Below are 22,480 nucleotides of genomic sequence, written 5' to 3' on the forward strand. Positions count from 1 at the left end.
CGGTCGGTACGGTATTGGGTTCGATCCCCAGCGGAAGTCGAACAAAGAAGCACGAACCCCGTCCGGGCTCGCTGTTGACACCGACTTCACCCCCCATCAATTCGACCAGATCCTTGACCAGGGCGAGACCGATGCCTGTGCCGCTGTAGTGACGCGTGGCGGAATTGTCGATCTGGGAAAAACGCTGGAACAGCAGCGGCAGTTTGTCAGGCGCAATGCCAATCCCCGAATCCTGCACCGCGAGTTCAAATCGCTCGCCATCGAGCGGCGTGACGGCCAGGTGCACGGTGCCACCAGCCGGTGTGAACTTGATGGCATTGCTCACCAGGTTGAGCAGAATCTTCTCGAAGTGTTGTGGGTCCAGGAACACCGTGCCGAGCGCGGGATCGATGCTGCAGGTCAAGGTGCAGCCTTTGCCCTCGGCCACCATGGCGGCGTCCTCGGCCAGCACACCCACCACCTTGTTCAAGTCAATGGGCGTTGGGCACAGCTCGAACTTGCCCGCTTCGGCCTTGGAGAAATCGAGGATATCGTTCACCCGGTTCATCAAGCGCAATGCGTTGCGTTGGGCGCGGTCGATTTGCACATGCCAGTCCGCCGGCGGGGTGGGCGCCGCCGAGAGCTGCTCCAGGGGGGCGAGAATGAGGGTCAGGGGGGTGCGCAGTTCGTGGCTGACCGTGGCCACGAAATCGCTCTTTGCCTGGTTAGCCGTCTCGGCCTGGTTGCGCGCCTGAATGAGTTCGATGGCCTGCGCCTCCAGCACCTCGGTCTGGTGGTGCAGCGCGTCGGTCCGTTCGGCGACCATTCTTTCCAAAGAGGCCTGGACTTGCTGTCGCTCGGCCTCGGCCTCGGCCTCCAACACCCGGATGCGCAGGGCATTCTCCTGGAACACCCGTACGGCGCGGGTCATGATTCCAATCTCGTCGCCGCGTCCGGCGCTGGCGATCTCGGCGTTCAGGTCGCCAGCCGCAAGCCGGCGCATGACCGAAGCCAGGGCCACGATGGGCTGCGCGACAAATCGCGACGTGCTCCAGGCGATGGCGCCGGCCAGCAGGATGGCGACGGTCCCTGCAACTATGGTCGCAAGCATGCCGCGATCATTGTGGACCACAGCGTCGGAACGCGCTTGACCTGCGAAGCGCGCCACCAACAGGCCGGCGCTCCGAGCCTCGTTGCGAACCTGGTCGCGCGCGTCGCTCAAGGCGTTGCTCGCCTGATGGAATCTGGCGAATGCCGCCCGGTAGCCGGCAATCTGCTCGCTGACCGTCAGAGGCGTAGCCTTGGCCTGCAGCCCCACGGACGCCGGGAGAACCCGAGAGAGCCGGGAGAGCTCGTCCAGGATGTGGCCGACAGAGCCGGCAACCTCGGCCGACGGAGACAGGCGAAACGACAAGGTCTGCGCCTCCAGCGTGGCAACACGCTCGGCGAAACGCTTGGACAACGCGGCGGCATTTCGCAGCAGACCGGTTGCTGCCTGAATGTCGCTGGCGTCATGGGCAACGTGTTGTTCCACTTCACCCAACATTGCCTCGAGGCGCTCGGCCGTATCCCCGACGGCGGCGAGATACCGCAAAGCCTCGCCTCCCCGGAGCTTGGGCGCCTCGCCAAGATGCTCGACCGCCACGCTGGCAGCGTCGAGCGCCGCGGCCAACTGGTCCAGGGCCTCTCTCTCCTGCGGTGCTCCCATCAACTCGCGCAATTGTTCGACCACGGGCCGGAGTGCCAAGCTTGCGTTCCGCGCCGCAGTGGCGGCCGTCCCGTCACCGGTCACCAGCATCCTGGCCACGTTGGTGGTGATGATCCGTTCGCCGTTGCGCAGGATATCCAGGATGCGATGGGCACTTTCAATGTCGCTCACCCGCGCCTCGTGCTCAGCGGTACGGGACTCAAGCCCCTTCAACCCAGCGGCGATGCCCTGTTCAACGAAGATCGTCGCCTCTCGCATCCGACCGTAGTGGGCTGTCATGTTCTCTGTTTCGCCATCCATGGTCAGGCTCGCCGCCCGCAAGGCGGCGATCGCCGTGGCGAGCCTTTCCAGACTGCCCTTGAGCGATTGCGCCTCTGCCACCGCAATGGCGGAGAGGCCGGCGATAGCCGTCGCCACCATGCCTTCGGCCTGGGACAGACTTTCCTGGTCACGGGTGGCGATGAAGTTCTCTACCCGCCCGGTGGCCCCGTTGACCGAGGCCAGGATTTCCGCGGAATGGCTGGCGGAATCCACCGCACGTACCATGCCGCGCAGGCCGTAGAGATTCACCAGCGACACCGCTAGCATCAGGAACACCAGCGCGGCGACCGCCAGGCCAATCCTGACGGCAATGGGCCTGTCCGTGGCGGGTCTGAATGTCGACATGGCGCCGCGCCCCCCGTCCGCCATTACTGCGTCGTCACCTCCGGCAAAGGCGTCGGCGGGGCCGTATTGTTGATGGCCGCGTCGATCATCGCCACCACGGAAGCCTGGTCATAGGAAGGATTGGCGGCACCGCCCACCGGCATAGTGGCGAGCCAGGCGTCCAGGTCTTTCCCATCGATACGCACCAGCGGCACTTCGACGAACTTCGGCACCTGCTTGCCCGCCAGAATCTGCTGTGCCACCCAGAAACCCACCTGGGAGACGCTTGGGGAGGCGGAGACCGAGACGGTCTCGTAGCCATTGGCATCGCGCTCCTGTTTCCACAGGGCAAGTTCGTCCTGACGATTTCCCATCACGATGATCGGCAAAGGGCGTCCTGCCGCCTTGAACGCCATGGCCGCGCCATAACCGTCGCCCCCTTGAGTCGCGACGGCATCGATGCTGGGCAGCGACGGCAGCGCCAGCGCCACCTCCTTGCGTGCCACGGAAGCGGTCCAGTTGCCGTAGACGGTCTTGGCGAATTTCAGGCCCGGATAATCACTGGCGGCCTTGCGAATGCCGTCGCTGATGTTTTTATCGGTGGCATCGCCGGCTATGCCGCGGATCTCCAGCAGCGTTCCGTTCCCTTTGAGGCGCTCGGCGATATAATCCATTTCCACGCGGCCCATGGCGGACCAGTTGTAATCCACGGTATAGGCGCAGCTTTCGGTGACGAGGCTGGCCATGACCACCACCACGATGCCGGCGTTGCAGGCGTCGCGGATCACCCCGTTGAGGGCCGTGTCGGACGCGGCCAGGATGACGATGGCGTTCACGCCCTTGACGACCAGGTCCTGGATATGGGCCGCTTGTTCCGACGCCGAGTTGTTCGCGCTGACCACCGGAGCCTCGCGAATCAAGCCATCTTTTTGCGCCTGGGCCGCAATCTCCTGCCAGTTGCGCACCATCACCTTGCGAAAATCGCTGCCCGCGTAGGAATTGCTGAAAGCAATGCTATAGCTTGCGGTAGGGGCGCGGGCGACGCCGCCATCGGCTGCGTGGACTGGACTGGTGGCAACCATCGCCAGCCCGGTCACGCAGCCAGCGAAGCGCCACAAGATTTTGTGGATCGGTTTGGTGTTCATGTTGTTCTCCATCGTGCTTGGGATTTACCAAACGTAATCCACCTGCACCTGCCGACAGCCTGGATCGACTGTTTGATCTGGTTTGGAGAAGTCGGCCTGCAGATTGGAGATCGTCGTCCCTGTGAAATTGGAGCGGGTATTCAACTTGAGCTCGTAGTCGAGCGGCCTTTAGCGGCCAGACCAAAAGTCTCACGCAAATGCTCACGAACTGACGATGGGTCGCCCAGGGATCAAAATGCGCCGATGGACACCTGCTGCCAGATTGCTCATTCGGTCATTCCAACAATGGAACCGGACATGTAGAACCAGACACATACAGACTCCTTCCCTTGGCGGCCGATCACTGAAACCCATACATTGCCTGCAGTGGCAATGAGCATAGTCGCAACGAGCCCGCTTCGCTCGCGACCGTGGAGGATTTCAGCCAACTGAGCGCCTCACAAGGTCACCCGGGCTACAACGCCCGGGTGGACGAGCGCGGCATCAAGCTTGATTTCGGATAGCTTCCCAGAGAAGGACTGGGTTGATCGCCTCAGGGGCAGGTAGCCAGGGGCCAACCGATGCGCGCTGCACGCAGGAGGCTGGCCCTGACAACCAAACGGTGAAATGGGGCAATAACGAAGATGTAGGCCCGGCCGAGCCGGTTGTGGCACTGGACCACGGTTGAAAAAACCAGTTGGCGACTGCCTTCTGGCTCTGTCTCTCCAGCACATAGGATCGATAGCCGGAAGTCGAGGTGCTTGTCGTCCTCCCCCAACACGATTTCAGTCTGGTTGGTGCTGTAGACCTTGAAGGGTCCAATCCGATGAGCCAGTGATGCCAGATGTCTGGCTGTCTTGAGACCAAAACAAGCAACGGCAATGTCTCGGACTTTCATCAGCCAACCGATCCAGGATGGCTGGTGAGAGAGGATGAAGCGAGCCAGCAAATCCGGATCGCTGGATGTGCCCGCAGGGAGCCGAATCGCAAAAGCGTCCGCCAGGTCCATCGACTTGTAAAGGTGGGTGATGCCGGACCTTGAGGGGACTGGCACGGACATTATGAGCTCAAACTCTCGGTGCATCGGGGATCTCTCCTGAGTGCTGACGACTGATTGGACGACATGCCATGTCACGTTTCTGGTTGCGATGGTTTGTCGTGAAACGCTCCTTGTCGCCCTGTGGGTGCGTGCCTGGTTTAGAAGTGGCTGGATGTTGTTGAGGCGCCCACTTTTCCTTGCCGGATACTGAGATCGATCAAGGCATCATAGAGCGCTTGCTGTCCAGCGGGCAGAACAGGGCACAACGTCGCACGGCGCTTGGCAACATCGAACCAGGACTCAACCAACCACCCCACCAGATGGAGCGCCGAAAGGCATCCGCCCGCGGTTGCAATGTTTCCCTGGCATACAAGAGGCTGGTCCACGGGCTCGAGCCCCAGTGCTTGCAAGCTTGATCGTGCATCCGGGTGTGTAGTTGCCTGGCCGCTGAGCAGCCCGAGCCGTTCGAGAATGAAAGCGCCGGCACATATGGAGCCGATCCGCTGGCGCCTGGCGTCAAGTTCAAACGACGGCAGGAAATCCGGGGCGGCAAGTGCAGCGGGTACCCCTTCCTTGCCGCTGACGAACAATACCGCGTCGGCACTATTGGCCTCGGAAAGCGGACCGTGCACCGAAACAGGCAGACCGTGCGCCGACCGCACGACAGCACTGGAAGCCAATATCCGGACGTGCCAGTCCTCAGTGTTTCGGCCTAGAATGTCCCACATCAGGAACAGGTCGATATCCGTGAATTGGTCGAAAGCAACCAGAACGATTTTCTTCAAGGCGAGCTCCATGGAAAGTGCTGGCGTGCTAAACGCAACGGCCATCTTTGCGGGTGTTCGCAGCGTATCAACCGGTTGCGCACCATACACAGTCTGTATGGCACTCACTTTGGAGCGAAATAACGGGTGAAAAAACTAACTCGTCACCATTGGATCGCGGCTGGTTTTGAGGCCCTCGACCAAATAGGGCATGTTGGCGTTTCCGCCGAGAGCCTATCGCGCCGATTGAATGTGACCCGCGGATCGTTCTATCACCATTTCCGCAATCGCGAAGACTTTGTCCGCACCTTGCTGACCGCTTGGGAAAAAGACTACACGGAACGCATGCTCGCTTACGCGGCCCAGGGTCGCAGCGCGGGCGAAATCTTGAAACGCTACTTGAGCATTGCCGCAGAGAAACAACCTGGGCGGGAAGTTTCCATCCGAGTCTGGTCGCTGCACGATCCGTTGGTAAGCGAGTTTCAGCAGCGCGTGGACACAAGACGACTGGACTTCGCGATACAGTCGTGTCGCCGCTTGGTGCCTATGGGCGAAGCAGAAGTGATTGGTCAACTGGCTCATCTGTGCCTGATTGGTGGTCAACAGGCAGGGCTGCGGCGTGATGCCGCTCGCTTCAACGGTTTCCTGCATCGAGCCTTTTCACTTTTCGAAGGGACTCTTGCACCGTGGCGGGCCGATTCCCGCCCTCAAGCCGTCGATGACATTTAAGAACCCATCGACATGCAGTGCGGCATTCGGCTCAAGCCGGATTGGAAACAGCCAACTTGAGCCCAAACGCGACAAAAACACCGCCCGTGAGCCGGTCAAGCGCCTTCAGGGCCGCCGGGCGCTTCAGGAAATTGCTCAGTGGCACCGTAGCCGCTACCAGAATGCCGAACCAGGCCAGCGTCAACAGCACGTGTAACACCGCAAGGAAGAAGGAGTAACTGGCCACGCTCGCGCCACTCGGGACAAACTGGGGGAGGAACGTGATGTAGAAGACACCTATCTTGGGGTTCAGCAGGTTCGTCAGTAAACCGCGAACAAAGGCGCCACGCGCAGAGGCCGCCATGTTCTCGTCCCCCTGCCCTTGCAGCGTCGTCCTGGGTCGCAGCAACAGTTTTACACCCAACCAGACGAGATACGCTGCACCGACAATTTTCAACGTAAGGTAAGCCCACTCCGAAGCTTGCAACAGGGCACCGAGGCCCAGTGACACCGCGGCTCCCCACACCAGACACCCGAGCACGATACCGATAGCAGCCATCACAGCCGACCGTCGACCGCCGGTCGCTGTAGCGCGAAGCACCATGGCGGTGTCCACGCCGGGGGTCACCGTGAGCACTGACGCGGCAGCGATGAAGGCAAGCAGCAGGGATAGGTCGTTCATTTGGATGTCCAGGGCAGTCGGCAGCCGTACGGTTATCCACTCTAGTTAGCCACTTGGCGTTCGGTCAAACGTTCTATGTAGTCGGCCGAAGACATGTACACCAGGAACATCCCGACAGCTCGTCGTTTTAGAACACTCAAACCACGGCAGGTCGTACGTGAGCTGTTTTGGCGTTCAATTGTCTGCGAGGTTTTCCCGAGCCCACTGCTCGGCGGTGGTGACTTGAATCGATTGCTGCTCGTTGAACGTGGCAGCTTTAGGCCACGCCACACCTCTGCCTTGTGCAAACACAGCGCGGTACTTTTTGATGTGATGGGTGAGGTCTTTCTCCAACTCCTGGATCAGGTACGGAACAGTCCACACGTTACGTTTGAATGGGCGTCCCAGGACCCGTTCAAGGATGCTCGCAACCTGCCCATACGTCACAGTGTCGCCAGAAAGGTAGACGATTTGATTGCGCAAGCGAGGTTCGAAGAAAACGGTTTCCGCTGTCAGCGTACCGATGTCGTCTGGTGTCGTGAGCGTCACGCTGTTCTCGAGGCTGCCCAGGGCGTTCACTGTGTCGTTTTCGAAGTCAACAACCTCAAATACAGGCTCGAAAAGGAAGCTGGTGAACATACCCGTCGAGATGATGACCCATTCAGTTCTGTCTTGGGCGCGAAGCAGCTCGCGCACATCGAGCTGAGCATCGAATAGATCCTGAGGACTGCCCCGACCAATCACCTCGAAATCGACACCAAACTGCCAAGGGAAGTAGCGTTTCACGCCGGACTTGAGCGCTGCCGTAGCCAACTTCATCGGGGTTTCTCGACCCGCGACCATGCCTGCGCAGCCTATTACGGTATCGAATCGTGCGAAGACTTCAGCAAGCTGATCGATTGAATCATTCACCAAGTCTGCAGCAACCATTTGGATACCCAGGCTACGAAGCTCATCGATTTCAGCCTTTTTCCCGGGCACCTGAGTGTTGATGGTCGAACCCCTGAGCAAAACGCTGATTCTGGAGCCGGGCGCGCGCTTCGCCACCCGCGCAAGATTGCGCAAAACCGGCAGGCCAAGTTCACCGGCGCCTAGGACGAGAATCGATTGGGGGGGAAGCTGGGTCGCTTCGGTCATAATGTCTCCTGAGACCTGTTGCCTGAAAGATGAGCAAATGCTTGCACGATTCGGCAGCGCTCGTAAGAAGGCACACGCGTGATACCAGGGGGGAGAAATGACCGATCATGAAACTCTCAGCCAGGTAGCCATTGCCGCTTCGGCCAGTGCTGCTCCAATCGCGTTGCCTCAGCACGCTCAGCGAAACGACACAACATAGAGTCCGACCGTTAGATTGGCTCACGGCCATTTGGACAGTCTCCGCACTTTGCCGGGCCTGCTCGTATTGATCGCAGCAAAGATCACCACTGGCTGCCCATGGTCGTTTCGTGACTCAAGCTAAAGCGCCATGGACAACCTCATCCCGTCATAAATCGCGGCGTGAATATCCCGGCTGTTCACCGCGTCGCCAATCCTGAACAGCTGAAACCCAGGACCACCCTCCCCCAGCAATTGGGGTTTTATGTCGATAAAGGCTTGATGATCCAGTTCGCCACGATTGCGCGACAGCGCCTTGAGTTCGAAGTACAAATCGTCCAGCGGCAGGATACCGTGTTCAACCACGACCTGGTCCACCACCCGTTCGCTGGTGATATCCGCGTATCTGTTGCGCAAGGTCGCCACCAATCTGCCGTTTTCACGCCGCACACCCGTTAGTTGATGGCTCAAGGTCTGTTGCACGCCATGTTCGGCAAAGGCCTTCAGATAAGGCGGCGTGTTCAAACCACCAATGTCAGGGCCGAGCATGCGTTCGGGCGTAACGATTTCCAGCTCGCGGCAATGATCAAGCATGAACTCCGCAGCGGTCAGCGCCTGATGGCCGCCGTTATAGTCAAACACCAGTGCCGATTCTGCCGGCTTGACGTCGCCAGCAAGGATATCCCAAGTACTGACGACCCATTCGTTGCCGTACTCAAGAACCTCGGTATTCGGCAATCCTCCGGTGGCAATGATCACTACGTCCGGTGACAGCGCCAACACCTCCTCTTTCCCGGCATAGCAGTTGTAGCGAAATTGCACGCCCAAGCGCTCGCATTCACTGACGCGCCAGCCCACCACGCCGATCAATTCGCGACGGCGCAATGGCACGGATGCCAAACGGACCTGCCCGCCTGCCCGGCTGTTGGCCTCAATCACCGTCACCTGATGTCCGCGTTCGGCAGATACCCGTGCCGCCTCCAGTCCGGCAGGACCGGCACCGACGATCAGTACCTTGCGAACGGGGCCGCCCGACGGGGTGACCTCATGAGGCAACTTGCTCTCTCGCCCAATCGCCGGGTTATGCAGGCAGTGAGCCTGGCCGGAGATATAGATCTGGTCCATGCAATAACTGGCCCCCACGCAGGGACGAATCCTCTCTTCGTGGCCGGCCAAGACTTTGGCAATCAAGTGCGGGTCGGCGATCTGCGGACGGGTTAGCCCCACCAGATCCACCAGCCCTTCACGTAGGGCGTGACGGGCTGTGGCGACATCGCTGATCCGTGCCGCCTGCATCACCGGCACCGACACCGCACGTCTCACGGCACCCGCCAATTCCAAGTGCGGTCCGGCAGGGGTGCCCATACCGGGAATCACTTTGGCTATGCCGACATCGTTGTCGATACGCCCCTTGATGACGCTGATGAAGTCGATGCCGTGATCGACCAGGGTCTGCGCGATGGTCAAGCCCTCCTCACGGCCCAGCCCGCCGGGCATATCATCCTCGACCACCATGCGAATGCCGACGATGAACTCAGTGCCCACAACCTTGCGGATCGCCCGCAACACCTCCAGCGAGAAATGCATGCGTCCTTCCAGACTGCCCCCCCACCCATCGTCACGTTGGTTTGCCGGAAGCCAGAACGAATCCATCAAATGGCCGTAGGCTTCCAGTTCGATGCCGTCCAATCCCCCCGCCTTGCAGCGTTCGGCGGCGTCGGCGTAATGCTGAATGATTCGCGCCAGATCCCAGTCTTCGGCTTTTTTGGTGAAACTGCGGTGGGTCGGTTCACGTCCATGGCCAGGCCACACCAGCGGCAGCCAGTCAGCGTGAAAATTACTGCCTCGCCAGCCAAGATGGGTGAGCTGGCACATGACCGCGCTGCCATGCTGATGCCCGCCATCACAGAGCTCGCGCAACCAGGGCACGATTTCGTCGCGGTACATCTCAAGGTTGCCGAAGGCCGGTGGACTGTCCGGTGCCACGATGGAGGAACCTCCGATCATGGTCAGTGCGACACCGCCCTTGGCCTTCTCTTCGTGATAGAGCCGGTAGCGCTGTCGTGGCATGCCCTGGTCGGTATACGCGGGTTCATGTGACGTGCTGACGACGCGATTGCGCAACTGCAGATGCTTGATGGCGAAGGGTTGCAGCAGCGGATCATTACTGGACATGGCGGTGCTCATACTGGAATCCGAGATGGCCGAAGCCTTGAGGCTTGGGCTTGTAGACGAAGGCCCCATCAGGCGATCACTGCGCGGCGGCTGTCGCCTGGGGCGCAAACATCGCATCGAACGTCGGCTTGTTGGTCGCGTAATAAGCTTTTACCGCGGCGTCGGCCGAGCTGTCCTTGGCTTGCAATAACAGCGCTTCAAGCTGCGGCAGCGGTAATTTGAAGTTTTTCAGGAAGGCTGCGACGGCCGGCTCCGCTTCGCGCAAACCTGGGCGACCGATGACATGCACCTGCTCGGTGCTGCCGAAAACGCCTTTGGGGTCATCCAGATAGCGCAGCTTCCATTTGGCGAACATCCAATGCGGGTTCCAGCCATTGAGCAGACTCCAACGCCCGCGCTCGATTTCCCGGGCGAACTGCGCCACTTCCGCTGCGCCGGACGACGACACCAACTTGTAGCCAGTGATGCCATAGACATCCATGGCCTTTTGCGACAACGTCGATTGGCCAGTGCCTGGTTCCGGCCCGAGAATCGTGCCGCGCAAATTCTCACGTACTTCTGGCTTGTTCAGGTCGGCAATGCTGCTCAGGGTTTCGCGGGGGATGGAATCAGGAATGGTCCATCCTATGCGCCCTTCGTAGAGCACACCGAGGTCTTCCAGCTTGTCCTGGTATTTGTCCCAATATCCCTTGTGCGTGGTGGGCAGCCATACCATTGGAATGAAATCGATGTCGCCACTTTCCATGGCCTTGAATTGGATTCCGATATCGGCCATCACCAGTTTCACGGGGCGCTGCAATTGCTGTTCGATGGCGTAAGCCGCGAGCTTGGCGCTGATTTCAGCATCGGGCCAGGCCACCCAGCCAATACGGATCGGTTGCGGCTCGGCTGACCAAGCGGTGCCGCTTAGCAGGCAGCCTGCGACTGCCATTACTTTCAGGCCGTGCGTAAGTCCTTTCATCAGTGCGCTCATAGTGACCTCTGACGGTATCGGTTTTGCAAGGTTGACGAATAGGCCAAGCCCTGAAGGCTTGGCAGGCCTGCTCGGTACGCGTCAATCAAGCCAGACGACGTCAAGCGGCTCAAACGATTTAAAGTCAGGTTGCTGGATAACCTTTTGTAATGTGAATGCCGAGTCATTCGGTAACAGCCGTTGAGGACGTTATTGATGGAAAAGCTACGTCGTCGCTTGCCACCGCTCACTGGCTTGGTGATTTTCGAAGCGGCCGCACGCCTGCTGAGTTTCACTTCGGCAGCGCGGGAAATGTGTGTGACCCAGGCCGCAGTGAGCCGGCAGATCCGGGTACTGGAGGAGTCATTGGGGCAGCCGCTGTTCGTGCGCGGCCATCGCAATATCAGCCTGACCTCGGCCGGCCGACGTCTGTATGCCACGGTGGACCAAAGCCTGGAGCGCATTGCCGACACCGTGCACGATCTGCGCAACGGTGTTTCCGGAGTCATTACCTTCGCGGCCACCATCGGCTTTTCGACGTACTGGCTACGCCCTCGCCTTCAAGCCTTTCAACGAGCGCATCCGGACATTGGCATGCGCCTGCTGGCACTGGATCGCGATTTTGATCTGGTGGGCGAAAACATCGATATCGGCTTCACCACCGGCAGTGAAGGACAGGGCCCCGGGGTCAGGCTGGATCGGCTTTTCGATGAAACAATACTCGCCGTCTGCTCCCCTTCCTATCTGGGCGATCGCCAACTGCATGAGCCGCAACAATTGCTGGAAGAACGCTTGCTTCACCTGGACCGTGAACACTGGCGCTGGATTCGCTGGCCCGTGGTGGACTGGCCTGTCTGGCTGCAACAGATGGGCGTCACCTATGCACCGCCTACGCCCGCGCTGTCGTTCAACAACTCTGCGTTGTTGTTTCAAGCGGCATTGGAAGGCGAAGGCATCGCGCTGGGATGGGGCGCGATGATTGACGACCTGCTGGAATCCGGCGCCCTCGTTCGGGTACTGCCCCATGAGTACCGTACCAGCCGCGGGTATTACCTGGCGCTGAACCCTACCAGCGTCGGTGTTTCGGAAGCCGAGGTGTTTCGTGAATGGTTGTTGGCGGACATGGCTCGACGCTGATCCAGTTGCGGGCGAGAGTGTGTATGGTTTTCGGGCGAGGCCAAACACCCGTCTGAACAGATGATGCCAACCTGCCTGTACATTTTTTGAGCGTCCGTTGAAACCCTTTGCCTACTTGGCATCAGCGCGGTTATCCACAGACATACTCACGGATTTCTTGGATAACTGGAGCGCTCCTGCCGTAGCGAATCTCTGGAGTCGAGCCCGCCTCTACCGCACACCGTCATCAAAGCATCCAGCCGGGAGCTGACCGACCGCGGGCCTTGCATACAGATAGCCTTGCATCAGTTCGATCCCCATGCCTAGCAGCGTCGAGCTTTCTTCACGGGTCTCGACACCTTCGGCGATGACCAGGATATCCAGGCGCCTGGCGACCAGGATGATGCCTTCGACGATCGCTTGTTTGACCGAGTCTTGATCGATGTCTCGGGTCAGTGCCATGTCAATCTTCAGCACCTGCGGCTGGAACATGGCCAGCAGGTTAAGGCCCGAATAGCCCGCGCCAAAATCGTCGACGGCGGTCATGAAACCCTGACGCTCGTACTCCACGAAAATCGATTTGAGGTGCTCGGGGTCTACCACCTTCTCGCCTTCGGTCACTTCGAACATGAGCCTCTCTGGCGGGAAATGGGTCAGGCGCGCCGCTTCCAGGGTGGCCCGGATACACGTCTCTGGCCGGTAAACGGCGTTGGGCAGGAAATTGATGCTCAGCAAACAATCGGGAATGTCCAACAGCCCCAGCCTTGCAGCTTCTTCGATGGCCTTCACCCGACAAGCCTGGTCGAATCGGTAGCGGTTGCTGTCGTTCACGAGCCCCAGGACGTAGCCAGCCGATTCGCCATTGATGCCCCTGACCAATGCCTCATATGCAAACGCAGCGCGTGTCCGGACGTTGAAAATAGGCTGGAAAGCCATGGTGAAATCAAACCCCAACGCCTCATGGTTGCGGCATTCGGCGCAGCCGAGCGATTGGAACGGAGGGCGTTTCGTCATGATTAATATTCCGTAGCGGTCTTGATACATCCCTGCGGGTACAAGGAACTGTAGCCGACACCACCTGAATCGGCAGGGGCCGAAGTTTCTGAATGCACCGTGGTGCCTATTACGGTATCGAAACGTGCGAAGACTTCAGCCAACGGCTCATCGAATCGTTCACTAGGTCTGCAGCGGCCGAGTTCTCCGGCGCTCAGAACGAGGGATCGATTGGGCGCAAAGATGAGTCACTTCGGCCATGATTACTCCTGAAACCAGTTGCCTATAAGATGAGCGAATGCTTGCTCGATTAGGCTGCGCTCGAAAAAGCCACACATGTGATCCAGGGGGAGAAATGACCGATCATGAAACTCTTAGCCAGGCAGAAGCTATCTGCCAAACGCTTAGAGAAGATGATGACGGAGTCAGGCGCGAAGTCCTTGCTCACGCAGGTAGCCGCTGGTCGTTGGGCATCCTGCATGCCTTGGGTGTGTACGGCAGGATGCGCCATGCAGAGATAAAAAGGCAGATGGCCGGTGTGACACAGCGAATGCTGACCAAGACGCTACGCTCTCTGGAGCGTGATGGTCTATTGATTCGGCAGGTGTTCGACGAGATTCCGCCCCGTGTCGAGTATGAGCTGACTCCATTGGGCATGGGGCTGTTGATCCGCATGTCCCCTATTTGGACTTGGGTAGTCGAAAACGTCGACGACTTCCGCAAGGCGCGCCGCACGTTCGACAGCCAGGATGGCCATAAACCTTCATGGCAAATTCCCACGCCGACTCCAGCAGATCCAGAAGCGCCGGAGTAATCGTCAGCGTTGAACAGCGTTGGTCGTTAGGTCCGGGGGCAGTTTAACCAGCATACCTGGCCTTTTCGGCCAAAACGCGTAGGCTCCACCACCCGCCAGGGCACATTCGTGAGGCCGCGTAAAACCGCGCAACCTCTCAGCGGATAAACAATCTTTTGACCGTCGAACGGTTTTAGCGTGATACACCTACGCCATTAACCTTACTCGCCGATAAAGATGTGAATCCCATTGGAGCTGACGATGCCCCATCGCACACCCAGACTTCTCCTCGCAGCAGCTACTGCCACATTGGTCATGTCCGTCACGGCCGCAGTAGGTCCGTTTACCCTGTTCTGGACGAATGAGACGCGTAACGAACGCAACCTGGTAGAAAAGCAGCTGGACAACATTCGCACGGTGCAAAGTTTGCTCGTGGATGCGGAGACGGGCGAGCGCGGATATGCATTAACGGGGATGGAGACATTTCTGCGGCCTTATTACCTCGCCACGTCGCAGCTTCCCGGCGCGATCAAGCAGCTTCGTGAGAACTATCGAAACGATTCATCCGCTGAGATTGCCAAGGTGGAGGGCTTCATCGAGAAGTCCGCACGCAAGCTGGACCACCTGGACATGGTGATCAATTTGCGCAGCACCCAAGGTGCTGCTGCGACGGTGGCCGAAATCGCTTCGGGTAACGGCAAGCACCTCATGGACCAGGTCCGCGACCTGGGAGGCGAGCTGATTCAAGCAGAAGTCGAGGAAGTGGCTGTTCTGGACAACCAACTTAACGCCAACTTGCGTTGGGCCGTCGCCGTTTCCATCGCAAGCTTCCTGCTAACGCTTGTACTGGGCCGTTTCATTTACGTGTCCATGCGTCAGACCATAAAGCGCCAAGCCGAATCGACGGCTAGCGCGCTTTCTTCAAGCACCCAACTGGGCAAAAGCCTGAAAAACCTTAAGCGGCGCAATGCAGAAATAGGCTTGCTCGCAGAAATGGCTCGCCTGCTGCAGACTGAGATGAGCCAAGAGGAGACGCTCCAGCTGGTCAGCACTTACTGCCAACAGTTGCTGGAAGGCAGTAGTGGAACGCTGTACCTGTACCGCAATTCGGCTGATGCTTTGCAACCGGCCGCAAGCTGGGGCCACGTCGAGGCTCAATCAGATGTCCTCATCGGCCCTAAAGACTGTTGGGCCATACGTCGAGGCCATGCCCATGTGGTTGAACATCGTCATGAGCTGCGCTGCGCCCATTATTCAGAAAAATCAGAGTTCGACGATGGCGAAATTCACTGGTGCCTGCCGCTGATAGCCTACGGAGAAACACTGGGGCTCTTGCACATCCAGCATGCTGGCGGAAATAGCGATAAGGAAATCAGCCGCCAGTTTGCGGAAGCTGCCGCGGAGCAAACCGCGCTAGCGCTGGCGAACGGCAGGATGCGCCAGGTCCTGCAAGTCCAGTCGATTAAAGATCCGCTGACGGGTCTGTATAACCGTCGTTTCATGGAGGAGACGCTCAAGCGCGAACTCTCCAAAGCCACTCGAGACGCAGCGGACCTGAGCGTCATCATGCTCGACCTGGACAACTTCAAAAAACTGAACGACATCCATGGTCATGCTGCGGGTGACGCGGTGTTGCGCAGCACGGCATCCTTGATCATGAAGTCAATCAGAGCCACCGATGTCGCCTGCCGCTTTGGTGGAGAAGAGCTGATCGTCATATTGCCGGATTGCGCCATTGAAGACGCCCTCCTGCGAGCCGAATCCATCCGGGATTCGCTGGAAAGCATGAGCCCTACGGATGGAATGCAGACGTTCAGCGTTACCGCATCCTTTGGCGTGGCCTCGACGACGCGTAACGGGACCGATCAAGCCCTATTGCTGCAAGCAGCGGACGCCGCGCTGTATAAGGCCAAGCGCGGGGGGAAAAACCGCGTAGCTTCGTAATCGGTCATAGGGGGGAAGCCGCCTCAGAAGCGGCGGCCCTTCTTTCTCCAATCGCCGTCGCAACGCCTATATGCCCTTAGGCAAAGCGCCCCTGATGCCCTCACCTCGCCCCCTAAAAAATCTCATTAAAAAACAATAACTTATACAAAGCTTGAATTTATTCTTAAAAAATATCTTGCGCGCAAACATTTTAAGCGATAACTTTATCGCAACTGTTTAGCGCGCAAATAGTTACCGCGCAGCACAGAAGCCCAACCTGGCAACCGCCCTTTTCTTCTCTTACAGGTAGTTACTCATGAAAAAGATTCTTTCTGGCCTGGCCTTCGCCACCGCTTTCGCAGCCAGTGGTTTTGCAAACGCAGCTGACGTCAAACCCACTGTGGTCTTGGTCCATGGCGCTTTCGCCGACTCGTCGAGCTGGAACGGCGTGGTCAAGATTCTGGAAAAGGACGGCTATCCGGTCATCGCGGCGGCGAACCCGCTGCGTGGCGTCAGCAGTGATGCACAATCGGTGGCAAGCATCGTCAAGAACATCAAGACACCGGTGGTTCTGGTCGGCCACTCCTATGGCGGTGCGGTGATCAGCGAGGCGGCGTACGGCAATCAGAACGTGAAGGGCTTGGTGTATGTAGCGGCGTTCACCCCGGAAACTGGCGAGACTGCGGCAGAACTGTCTGGACGATTCCCGGGCGGCACCCTGGCCTCGGCCTTGTCGGCCCCGGTCGAGTTGGCCGATGGTGGCAAGGATCTCTACATCCAGCAGGATAAATTCCACGACCAGTTCGCGGCCGATGTGCCTGAGGCTGAAGCTCGCCTGATGGCGGCCGGCCAACGCCCCATCACCGTCGCCGCGCTGAACGAAGCCGCCAAGGATCCTGCCTGGAAAACCATTCCGTCCTGGTTCGTATACGGCGACAAGGATAAGAACATTCCCCCTCAGGCCATGGCGTTCATGGCCGAGCGTGCACACGCCAAGCAGACCGTCGTGGTGAAAGGCGCCTCCCATGTGGTGATGGTTTCCAACCCGAAAGTGGTGGCCAACCTGATCGAGAAAGCTGCGCAATAAATGCAATTGGCAACACGAGGCCCGCGCATGCGGGCCTTTTGCCGTTGCGTAGGTCACATTGAGCTTTTCGCCGGCCGGTCACAATACTCATCGCCCGGAGAAAAAAGCCTCCAGTGCGCAAGCCAACTCGTCCGGCGCCTCCTCGGCGATGTGATGACCACTGTCAATGCCGGCGCCAGTGACTTTCTGTTCTGCCCACGGCGCCCAAACCGCAAGCACATCGCCATAGAGTTCTTCCAGATCATCCTGCAACGACCAAATAACATGGAGCGGGCATTGAAGCTTACGGCCAGCCTGGCGGTCTTCCCTGTCATGCAGGTGGTCCAGTTCGATTCCTGCGCGGTAATCACCGAGCATCCCGATCACGGTTTCGGGGTCGTGAATCGCGGCCTGAAAGTCCTCATAATTTTCTCGCCCCATGGCCTCTGCGTCTCCTCCGTACCACGCTTTTGGATTCGCGAGAATGGCCCTTTCTGGCTTGTCAGGTTGGGCATAGAAAAACCAGTGCCACCATTTGGACGTGAACCGTGCCTCACATCGTTCAAGCGCTTCCAAGATGGGCACGCCATCCAGAATGGCCAACTTCAGCACCCGTGACGGATGGTCTAGCGCTGTGCGGAAAGCAGCGTAACTGCCTCGGTCATGGCCCGCTAAGTAGAACTTATCGAACCCAAAGCTCTCCATGAGCGCCACACAGTCCCGGCCCTTCGCTCGCTTCGAAAAAGCTTCGTAGCCATGAGGGTTCGTCGGCTTACTGGACCTGCCAAACCCTCTCAAGTCCGGGCAGACCACCGTAAAAGATCTGGCCAGCAACGGTGCAACCTTATGCCAGGTGGTGTGGGTACGGGGGTGACCATGAAGCAACAATAACGGCGGGCCAGAGCCACCGTAACGAACGCGCAAAGTCGCCTCGGGCAAGCTGATCATTTCCAGCTGGAAACCTTCGAACATAATCACCCCGTGATGAGTGCTTTTCACTACACACAATAGATCAAGGTAGTGTTCGGGTACCGTTTACGCAGTTATCTCCGCGTTTCGTCCCAAGGGTGAGCCTGACTTTGCTGTCAGCCTGACACTCGCTAAGATCGCAGAAAGGCAAGAACAGACATGCGGAGGAGAATCACCCCATGACCTCGAACCTCGCCGATCTTTATAGCGACTACATCGCCTGCCTGAACGCGCAGGACTGGGAAAACCTGGGTCATTTCGTGCACCCGGATGTGGTTCACAACGCGAGACCATTAGGGTTGCACGGCTATCGAAGCATGCTGGAAGCGGATTATCGGGCCATCCCTGACTTGCGCTTTGCAATTGAATTCCTGGTGGTCGACCCACCTAAATTGGCGGCTCGCCTGGCCTTCAATTGCACGCCGGTTGGGCAATTCCTGGGCCTGGCGGTGAACGGAGCACGCATCTGCTTCGCCGAAAACGTCTTCTACGGGTTCGAGGACTGCAGGATCCGCGAGGTCTGGTCGGTCATCGACAAGGCAGCGATCGAAGCTCAGCTCCGAGCAGCGTAGCGGATGCCTCAAGGCTGCGGTTATCCAGGTCTGCTCCCCATGGGTGAAGGAGCAGAGCATAGACAAAGCCTTGACTAAGTCTGACCAGATCTTATGGCATGGCTGGGTGGTTGAGCAATCAACCACCTCGCTTTCCCAAGCCCTAGATCATTGGTGAGCTGCTCACCACCCGTAGCGCCAACCCCTCGAACGCATCCAGCGTAATGGTGAATTCGCCCTCAGGCGTAAGGTCGCCTTCGACCCGCTCATTGATGATGTCGACCACCGGCCCCGGTGCGATATTGGGCAGGTGCAGGGTTTCAGTGATCGGGGTCGAACCGAAGTTCAGCGCGGTGATTTGCGTACCTTTGCCTGCCGGCAATTCGTGAACCATGATCAGCAGTCCCGGATGCTCGACGTCTGGAATCAGTATCTGGCGACTGGCGGCGATGTCATAGGCACGGCGCGCAGCGAGGATCTTGCGCAACTGCGAGACGAACGAATCCGGATCTTTCAACTGGTTTGGCAAGCTGCCGTACAGGGTCTTCGGACGCGGCATCTGGCCGGCCGACAATGCCGCGTCAGGGTTGAGGTCCACCAGATCGTAGGCACCACGATGAATCCAACGGGTGTCGCCGTCGCCCATCAAATGCTCGACCTGTTCCGCCGGCAACGGCAACGCGCCGACCAGGTCCCAGCCAGACAATGCGAACACGCCGGGTTGCATGGCGTTGTACATCACCAACAGCAGATGAACCTGGCGAATCTGCTGGATATCCGCCGTCGTGATGGCGTCGAGATCGCGAATCCCCAACGCCGCCGTGATGATGCTCGCGGTGGTGCAGGACACGCCATTGGTGACGAATTTCAGGTTGTAGGGCGCATGCTCGCCAGTGAGGCGCTCGTACATCTGCTCGCGGATGTGCTCGCGCAGGATGCTGCCAGGAAAGGTCTGGCCCTGATAGAGGTAAGTATCGTGCGCGTGCAGGGTCCAGAAGTGCACCAATTCCAGGGTCAATTCATCATGATTCTGCAACGCATGAATCAGCGAACCCGGATCGATGCCGAGGGTGTGCATCTGCCGCAGCATCAAGCGCAGGAATTCGGCATCGCCCATCAGCAAGGCGTGCTGGTAGGCGGGTCGGGTGATGAAGTCGTAGGAGAGATCCGCCCCTCCGTGGGACATGGCGGCGATATCGTCTACGGTCAGGTTCAGCTCCTGGAAACTGAAGCCGCCGGCCTTGCGAATCGCTCCAGCGAGCAACTGGTTTCCGGTGATCGATAGCGGATGGCTTTCGGACCAGGCGGTACCCTCGAGTTTGCGCTCGACGCCAAGAAATCCGTTGGCGTCCAGACGCAGGATTTTCGCCCCCGAGACATCGATGGCATGCAGCGCGTCCCCGATGACCATCTGCTGAGCGGCAAAGGTCGGGTCCAGCCAGTTCAGCGAAGGTTGCCCTTCCTTGAAGTAATGCAGGTAGACCCAACGGCGCGGCTTGCCGTCAACGCCCATCACCACCGGTGTCGCACTCCAATCGGTTTCCTTGACCCCTGGTTCGAAGAAGATCACCCGTTGCAACTGCCCGACGATGTAGTGCTTATCCCGCAGGATGTCGACCTGCTGCGGGGTGAGGTTCTGCGCATCGCGCCCCTCGGCAATGTCGGGCAGCAGCGGCCAATCTTCCTCGCGGATTTCCACCATGTGGTAGAGCCCCGGATAATCTTCATACGCCATCTCGGCCAAACGAAAATCCGCGCCTTTGCCGGTATGGGACGGGATGACATCCTCGATGACGACCGCATTGTGCGCGGCGGCCATTCGGGTCAATGCTTGCAACTGCGCCTCGGTGCCCAATTGCGGGTCGAGCTCGAAACTGATGCGGTCGAAATTGCCGTCAATCGTAGGTGTGTAGTCAGTGCCCGAAAGGCCACCGGACCTTTTCAAAGGGCCATTGTGGATGCCCTGGATACCGATTCTCGACAGCGCATGCCATAAGGTTTCATCCCCCAGCGCTTCAAGCACAGTGCCATTTTCGCGGGTAACGATGGAGGCCGGATACGCGGTGAACCACACCGAAGCCAATGCCGAGGCATCGCGAGGCCGAGTATGGGCATAGGGCTGCTGCCACATTCGGCCCTGGCCCGAGTAGAGCTTGGCGCGCTTCCTCGCAGCATTGAGCATCGATTGTTCGACCAGCCAGTCGACATGATTTTTCTCGGCTGCCGTCATGGACACAATCACCTCCGTCATGGAAAAAACCGCAGTCACCCCTCTCCAACCGAGGCGCCGCTCGTTTTCATATGAGGCCACCACGCGACATTCGTTGCATCGAATCAGGAGAAAGCCTGCGAGGCACAATCGACTGCAAAACCACCAGCGGGGTTTCGGACAAAACATCGAGACGGAGGATCATAGATAGCCAGGATTCACCCGCATAGACTCCGGTTCGAATTGAACAACAACGCGTCCAAGGGATGCGTTGTCGTGTGTGATTCCACTGCAACCTCTTTTATCCCTGCGCAGCGGATGCGGAGCCACGTCTCCCATGTCGGCGGGATTGATCGCCTCGTCAAGCGTGCGATAGACGTTCCGCTACAGGACATGGGATTTGACGAGGTGCTGCCTCCCTGATGCAGCCCCTCCTCTCTGTGCCCGACATCCATCATTGGAGAATGACATGAATAATTCGACGTCCCATCAAGGACGCCTTAGATCCTTGCGCGCGGCCGCCGTGGGAAATGCCCTTGAGTGGTTCGACTGGACGCTCTATGCAACTTTCTCTGTTTACCTGGCCCGCAATCTGTTCGACAAGACCGATCCCCACTCCGCGATGCTCGCCACTCTTGCAGTGTTCGCGGCTGGATTCATAGCCCGGCCTCTGGGCGGTTTTTTCTTTGGACGCCTCAGCGATGTCCTTGGACGCCGGGCCATCATGGTCATCACCATGATGCTGCTGGCGGCCAGTAGCCTGGGTATCGCCCTCATTCCGAACTATCAGGACATTGGCCTCTACGCTTCGTCGGCCCTGCTCATCTTTAGACTCATACAAGGCCTTGCCCACGGGGGCGAAACGGGCGTTTCCTACACTTATGTCGCGGAGATTGCCCCTGCCAAGCACCGTGGCTTGTGGTCAAGTTCGGTGTACGTAGGCGTCACGTTGGGCGTCATGGGTGCGACGGCAATCGCCGCCGCCCTGACCTGGTTACTGGGTGCCCAGGCCATGGGAGACTATGGCTGGCGTATCGGTTTCGCCATCGGCGGCGTACTGGGTATTTATGCGCTGTTCCTGCGCCGCAGCGCCCAGGAGTCGCATGTATTCGAGCAGCAACGACAGCAGGCTCAGCCACCCCGCAAGTTATCCAAGGGCGAAGTGCTGCGGATGACTCGCAACATCGTGATGCTGGCTGCGGCCGCTAACGTGACCTATTACGCCTGGGTGACTTTTGGTGCTGCCTCGGCCATCGCCCAGGGCATGGATGCGACCGGCGCCTACATCGCCAGCCTGCTCGCCCAAGTCATCTGCGTGTGCTGGTTGCCAGTTTGCGGAATGCTCTCTGATCGGGTGGGGCGCAAACCCATGGTGATCGCCTGGGGGGTTGGAGTGGTCGTGCTGACCTACCCCATCTCCATCATCGTCACCACCGAACCTTACACCTTGTTTCTTGCACAAGCGCTGGCGCTGCTCGCCTGGGCTTCGATTGCAGCGATCTTTCCCGCCGTGCTTTCGGAACAAGTGCCGACCCAAGCGCGTGCACAAAGTGTCGGGTTTGTCTCATCGGTTTCGGTGGCTATTTTCGGCGGCACCGCGCCCTATCTGCACAGCTATCTGGTGGGCGCCCATCTTGAGTCTCTGTACATCGGCTACCTGATAAGCCTGGGCCTGGTCACGGTCGCGGCAGGTTATTTCATCGAAGAAACCGCAGGGATGGATCTCGCTGAAATCCAGGCCCCCGGCGCCAGCTCAACGGCGCTCTAGAGGAACCAACCCTATGCATAAGG

Annotated in this window: 17 protein-coding genes and 1 pseudogene; 7 read left to right on the top strand and 11 right to left on the bottom strand. The window is 58.8% G+C overall.

The genetic code is table 11. The features are described from left to right. Positions 1-37: 37 nt before the first annotated feature. The 4 genes and pseudogenes from BT125_RS29920 to BT125_RS02835 all read right to left on the bottom strand — a co-directional run. Positions 38-2,377: pseudogene (locus tag BT125_RS29920) on the bottom strand (ATP-binding protein); the annotation flags it as partial. Further along, a complete protein-coding gene (locus BT125_RS02825; protein ID WP_139271667.1) occupies positions 2,377-3,477 on the bottom strand; it encodes an ABC transporter substrate-binding protein in 1,101 nt (366 codons plus the stop codon). The pseudogene BT125_RS29920 and the gene BT125_RS02825, both read right to left, overlap by 1 nt. 532 nt (positions 3,478-4,009) lie before the next feature. Beyond that, the gene (locus BT125_RS02830) at positions 4,010-4,540 is read right to left on the bottom strand and encodes a DUF2867 domain-containing protein (RefSeq protein ID WP_072405085.1); all 531 of its coding nucleotides are present in this window, start codon (positions 4,538-4,540) and stop codon (positions 4,010-4,012) included. A gap of 113 nt (positions 4,541-4,653) precedes the next feature. Further along, entirely contained in the window at positions 4,654-5,280 is a 627-nt protein-coding gene (locus tag BT125_RS02835) for a DJ-1/PfpI family protein (RefSeq protein ID WP_072405377.1), read from the bottom strand. A 126-nt stretch (positions 5,281-5,406) separates the two neighbouring features. Between BT125_RS02835 and BT125_RS02840 the strand changes: the two genes are divergently transcribed. Continuing rightward, positions 5,407-5,988 (top strand): TetR/AcrR family transcriptional regulator, encoded by a 582-nt coding sequence (locus BT125_RS02840; protein ID WP_072405086.1) that lies wholly within the window; start codon positions 5,407-5,409, stop codon positions 5,986-5,988. 31 nt (positions 5,989-6,019) lie between these two features. On the opposite strand, the gene BT125_RS02845 is transcribed toward BT125_RS02840, so the two are convergent. The 4 genes from BT125_RS02845 to BT125_RS02860 form a co-directional block, all read right to left on the bottom strand. Continuing rightward, on the bottom strand, positions 6,020-6,649 hold the full coding sequence (locus BT125_RS02845) for a LysE family translocator (protein WP_072405087.1): 630 nt from the start codon (positions 6,647-6,649) through the stop codon (positions 6,020-6,022). Positions 6,650-6,823: 174 nt separating this feature from the next. Beyond that, on the bottom strand, positions 6,824-7,765 hold the full coding sequence (locus tag BT125_RS02850) for an aromatic alcohol reductase (RefSeq protein WP_072405088.1): 942 nt from the start codon (positions 7,763-7,765) through the stop codon (positions 6,824-6,826). A gap of 318 nt (positions 7,766-8,083) precedes the next feature. Beyond that, a complete protein-coding gene (locus BT125_RS02855) occupies positions 8,084-10,117 on the bottom strand; it encodes an NADH:flavin oxidoreductase (RefSeq protein WP_072405378.1) in 2,034 nt (677 codons plus the stop codon). Between the two features lie 76 nt (positions 10,118-10,193). Then, positions 10,194-11,078, bottom strand: coding sequence for a glycine betaine ABC transporter substrate-binding protein (locus BT125_RS02860; RefSeq protein WP_256573698.1), 885 nt, complete (start codon positions 11,076-11,078; stop codon positions 10,194-10,196). A gap of 207 nt (positions 11,079-11,285) precedes the next feature. Between BT125_RS02860 and BT125_RS02865 the strand changes: the two genes are divergently transcribed. Further along, entirely contained in the window at positions 11,286-12,206 is a 921-nt protein-coding gene (locus tag BT125_RS02865) for a LysR substrate-binding domain-containing protein (protein WP_072405090.1), read from the top strand. 210 nt (positions 12,207-12,416) lie between these two features. Here BT125_RS02865 and BT125_RS02870 read toward each other — a convergent pair whose 3' ends face one another. After that, positions 12,417-13,199: an EAL domain-containing protein gene (locus tag BT125_RS02870; RefSeq protein ID WP_072405091.1), complete on the bottom strand. Its 783-nt coding sequence runs from the start codon at positions 13,197-13,199 to the stop codon at positions 12,417-12,419. Between the two features lie 334 nt (positions 13,200-13,533). On the opposite strand from BT125_RS02870, the gene BT125_RS02875 reads away from it, so the two are divergent. From BT125_RS02875 to BT125_RS02885, 3 genes are all read left to right on the top strand, one after another. Further along, the gene (locus tag BT125_RS02875) at positions 13,534-13,992 is read left to right on the top strand and encodes a winged helix-turn-helix transcriptional regulator (RefSeq protein WP_072405092.1); all 459 of its coding nucleotides are present in this window, start codon (positions 13,534-13,536) and stop codon (positions 13,990-13,992) included. Positions 13,993-14,232: 240 nt separating this feature from the next. Beyond that, positions 14,233-15,915, top strand: a complete 1,683-nt coding sequence (locus tag BT125_RS02880) for a diguanylate cyclase (protein ID WP_072405093.1) — start codon at positions 14,233-14,235, stop codon at positions 15,913-15,915. A gap of 295 nt (positions 15,916-16,210) precedes the next feature. Then, positions 16,211-16,981, top strand: a complete 771-nt coding sequence (locus tag BT125_RS02885) for an alpha/beta fold hydrolase (protein WP_072405094.1) — start codon at positions 16,211-16,213, stop codon at positions 16,979-16,981. Positions 16,982-17,068: 87 nt separating this feature from the next. Here BT125_RS02885 and BT125_RS02890 read toward each other — a convergent pair whose 3' ends face one another. Then, complete coding sequence (locus tag BT125_RS02890) at positions 17,069-17,932, bottom strand: alpha/beta fold hydrolase (protein ID WP_072405095.1); 864 nt, start codon at positions 17,930-17,932, stop codon at positions 17,069-17,071. A 176-nt stretch (positions 17,933-18,108) separates the two neighbouring features. Here BT125_RS02890 and BT125_RS02895 point away from each other — a divergent pair, with 176 nt between their 5' ends. Then, complete coding sequence (locus BT125_RS02895; protein WP_072405096.1) at positions 18,109-18,501, top strand: ester cyclase; 393 nt, start codon at positions 18,109-18,111, stop codon at positions 18,499-18,501. A 142-nt stretch (positions 18,502-18,643) separates the two neighbouring features. On the opposite strand, the gene treS is transcribed toward BT125_RS02895, so the two are convergent. Continuing rightward, positions 18,644-20,710, bottom strand: coding sequence for a maltose alpha-D-glucosyltransferase (gene treS, locus BT125_RS02900; protein WP_072405379.1), 2,067 nt, complete (start codon positions 20,708-20,710; stop codon positions 18,644-18,646). 448 nt (positions 20,711-21,158) lie between these two features. Between treS and BT125_RS02905 the strand changes: the two genes are divergently transcribed. Next, the gene (locus tag BT125_RS02905; protein WP_072405097.1) at positions 21,159-22,457 is read left to right on the top strand and encodes an MFS transporter; all 1,299 of its coding nucleotides are present in this window, start codon (positions 21,159-21,161) and stop codon (positions 22,455-22,457) included. Positions 22,458-22,480 lie beyond the last annotated feature (23 nt).

The organism is Pseudomonas sp. NFACC04-2 (assembly GCF_900119265.1).
GTDB lineage: Bacteria > Pseudomonadota > Gammaproteobacteria > Pseudomonadales > Pseudomonadaceae > Aquipseudomonas > Aquipseudomonas fluorescens_AA.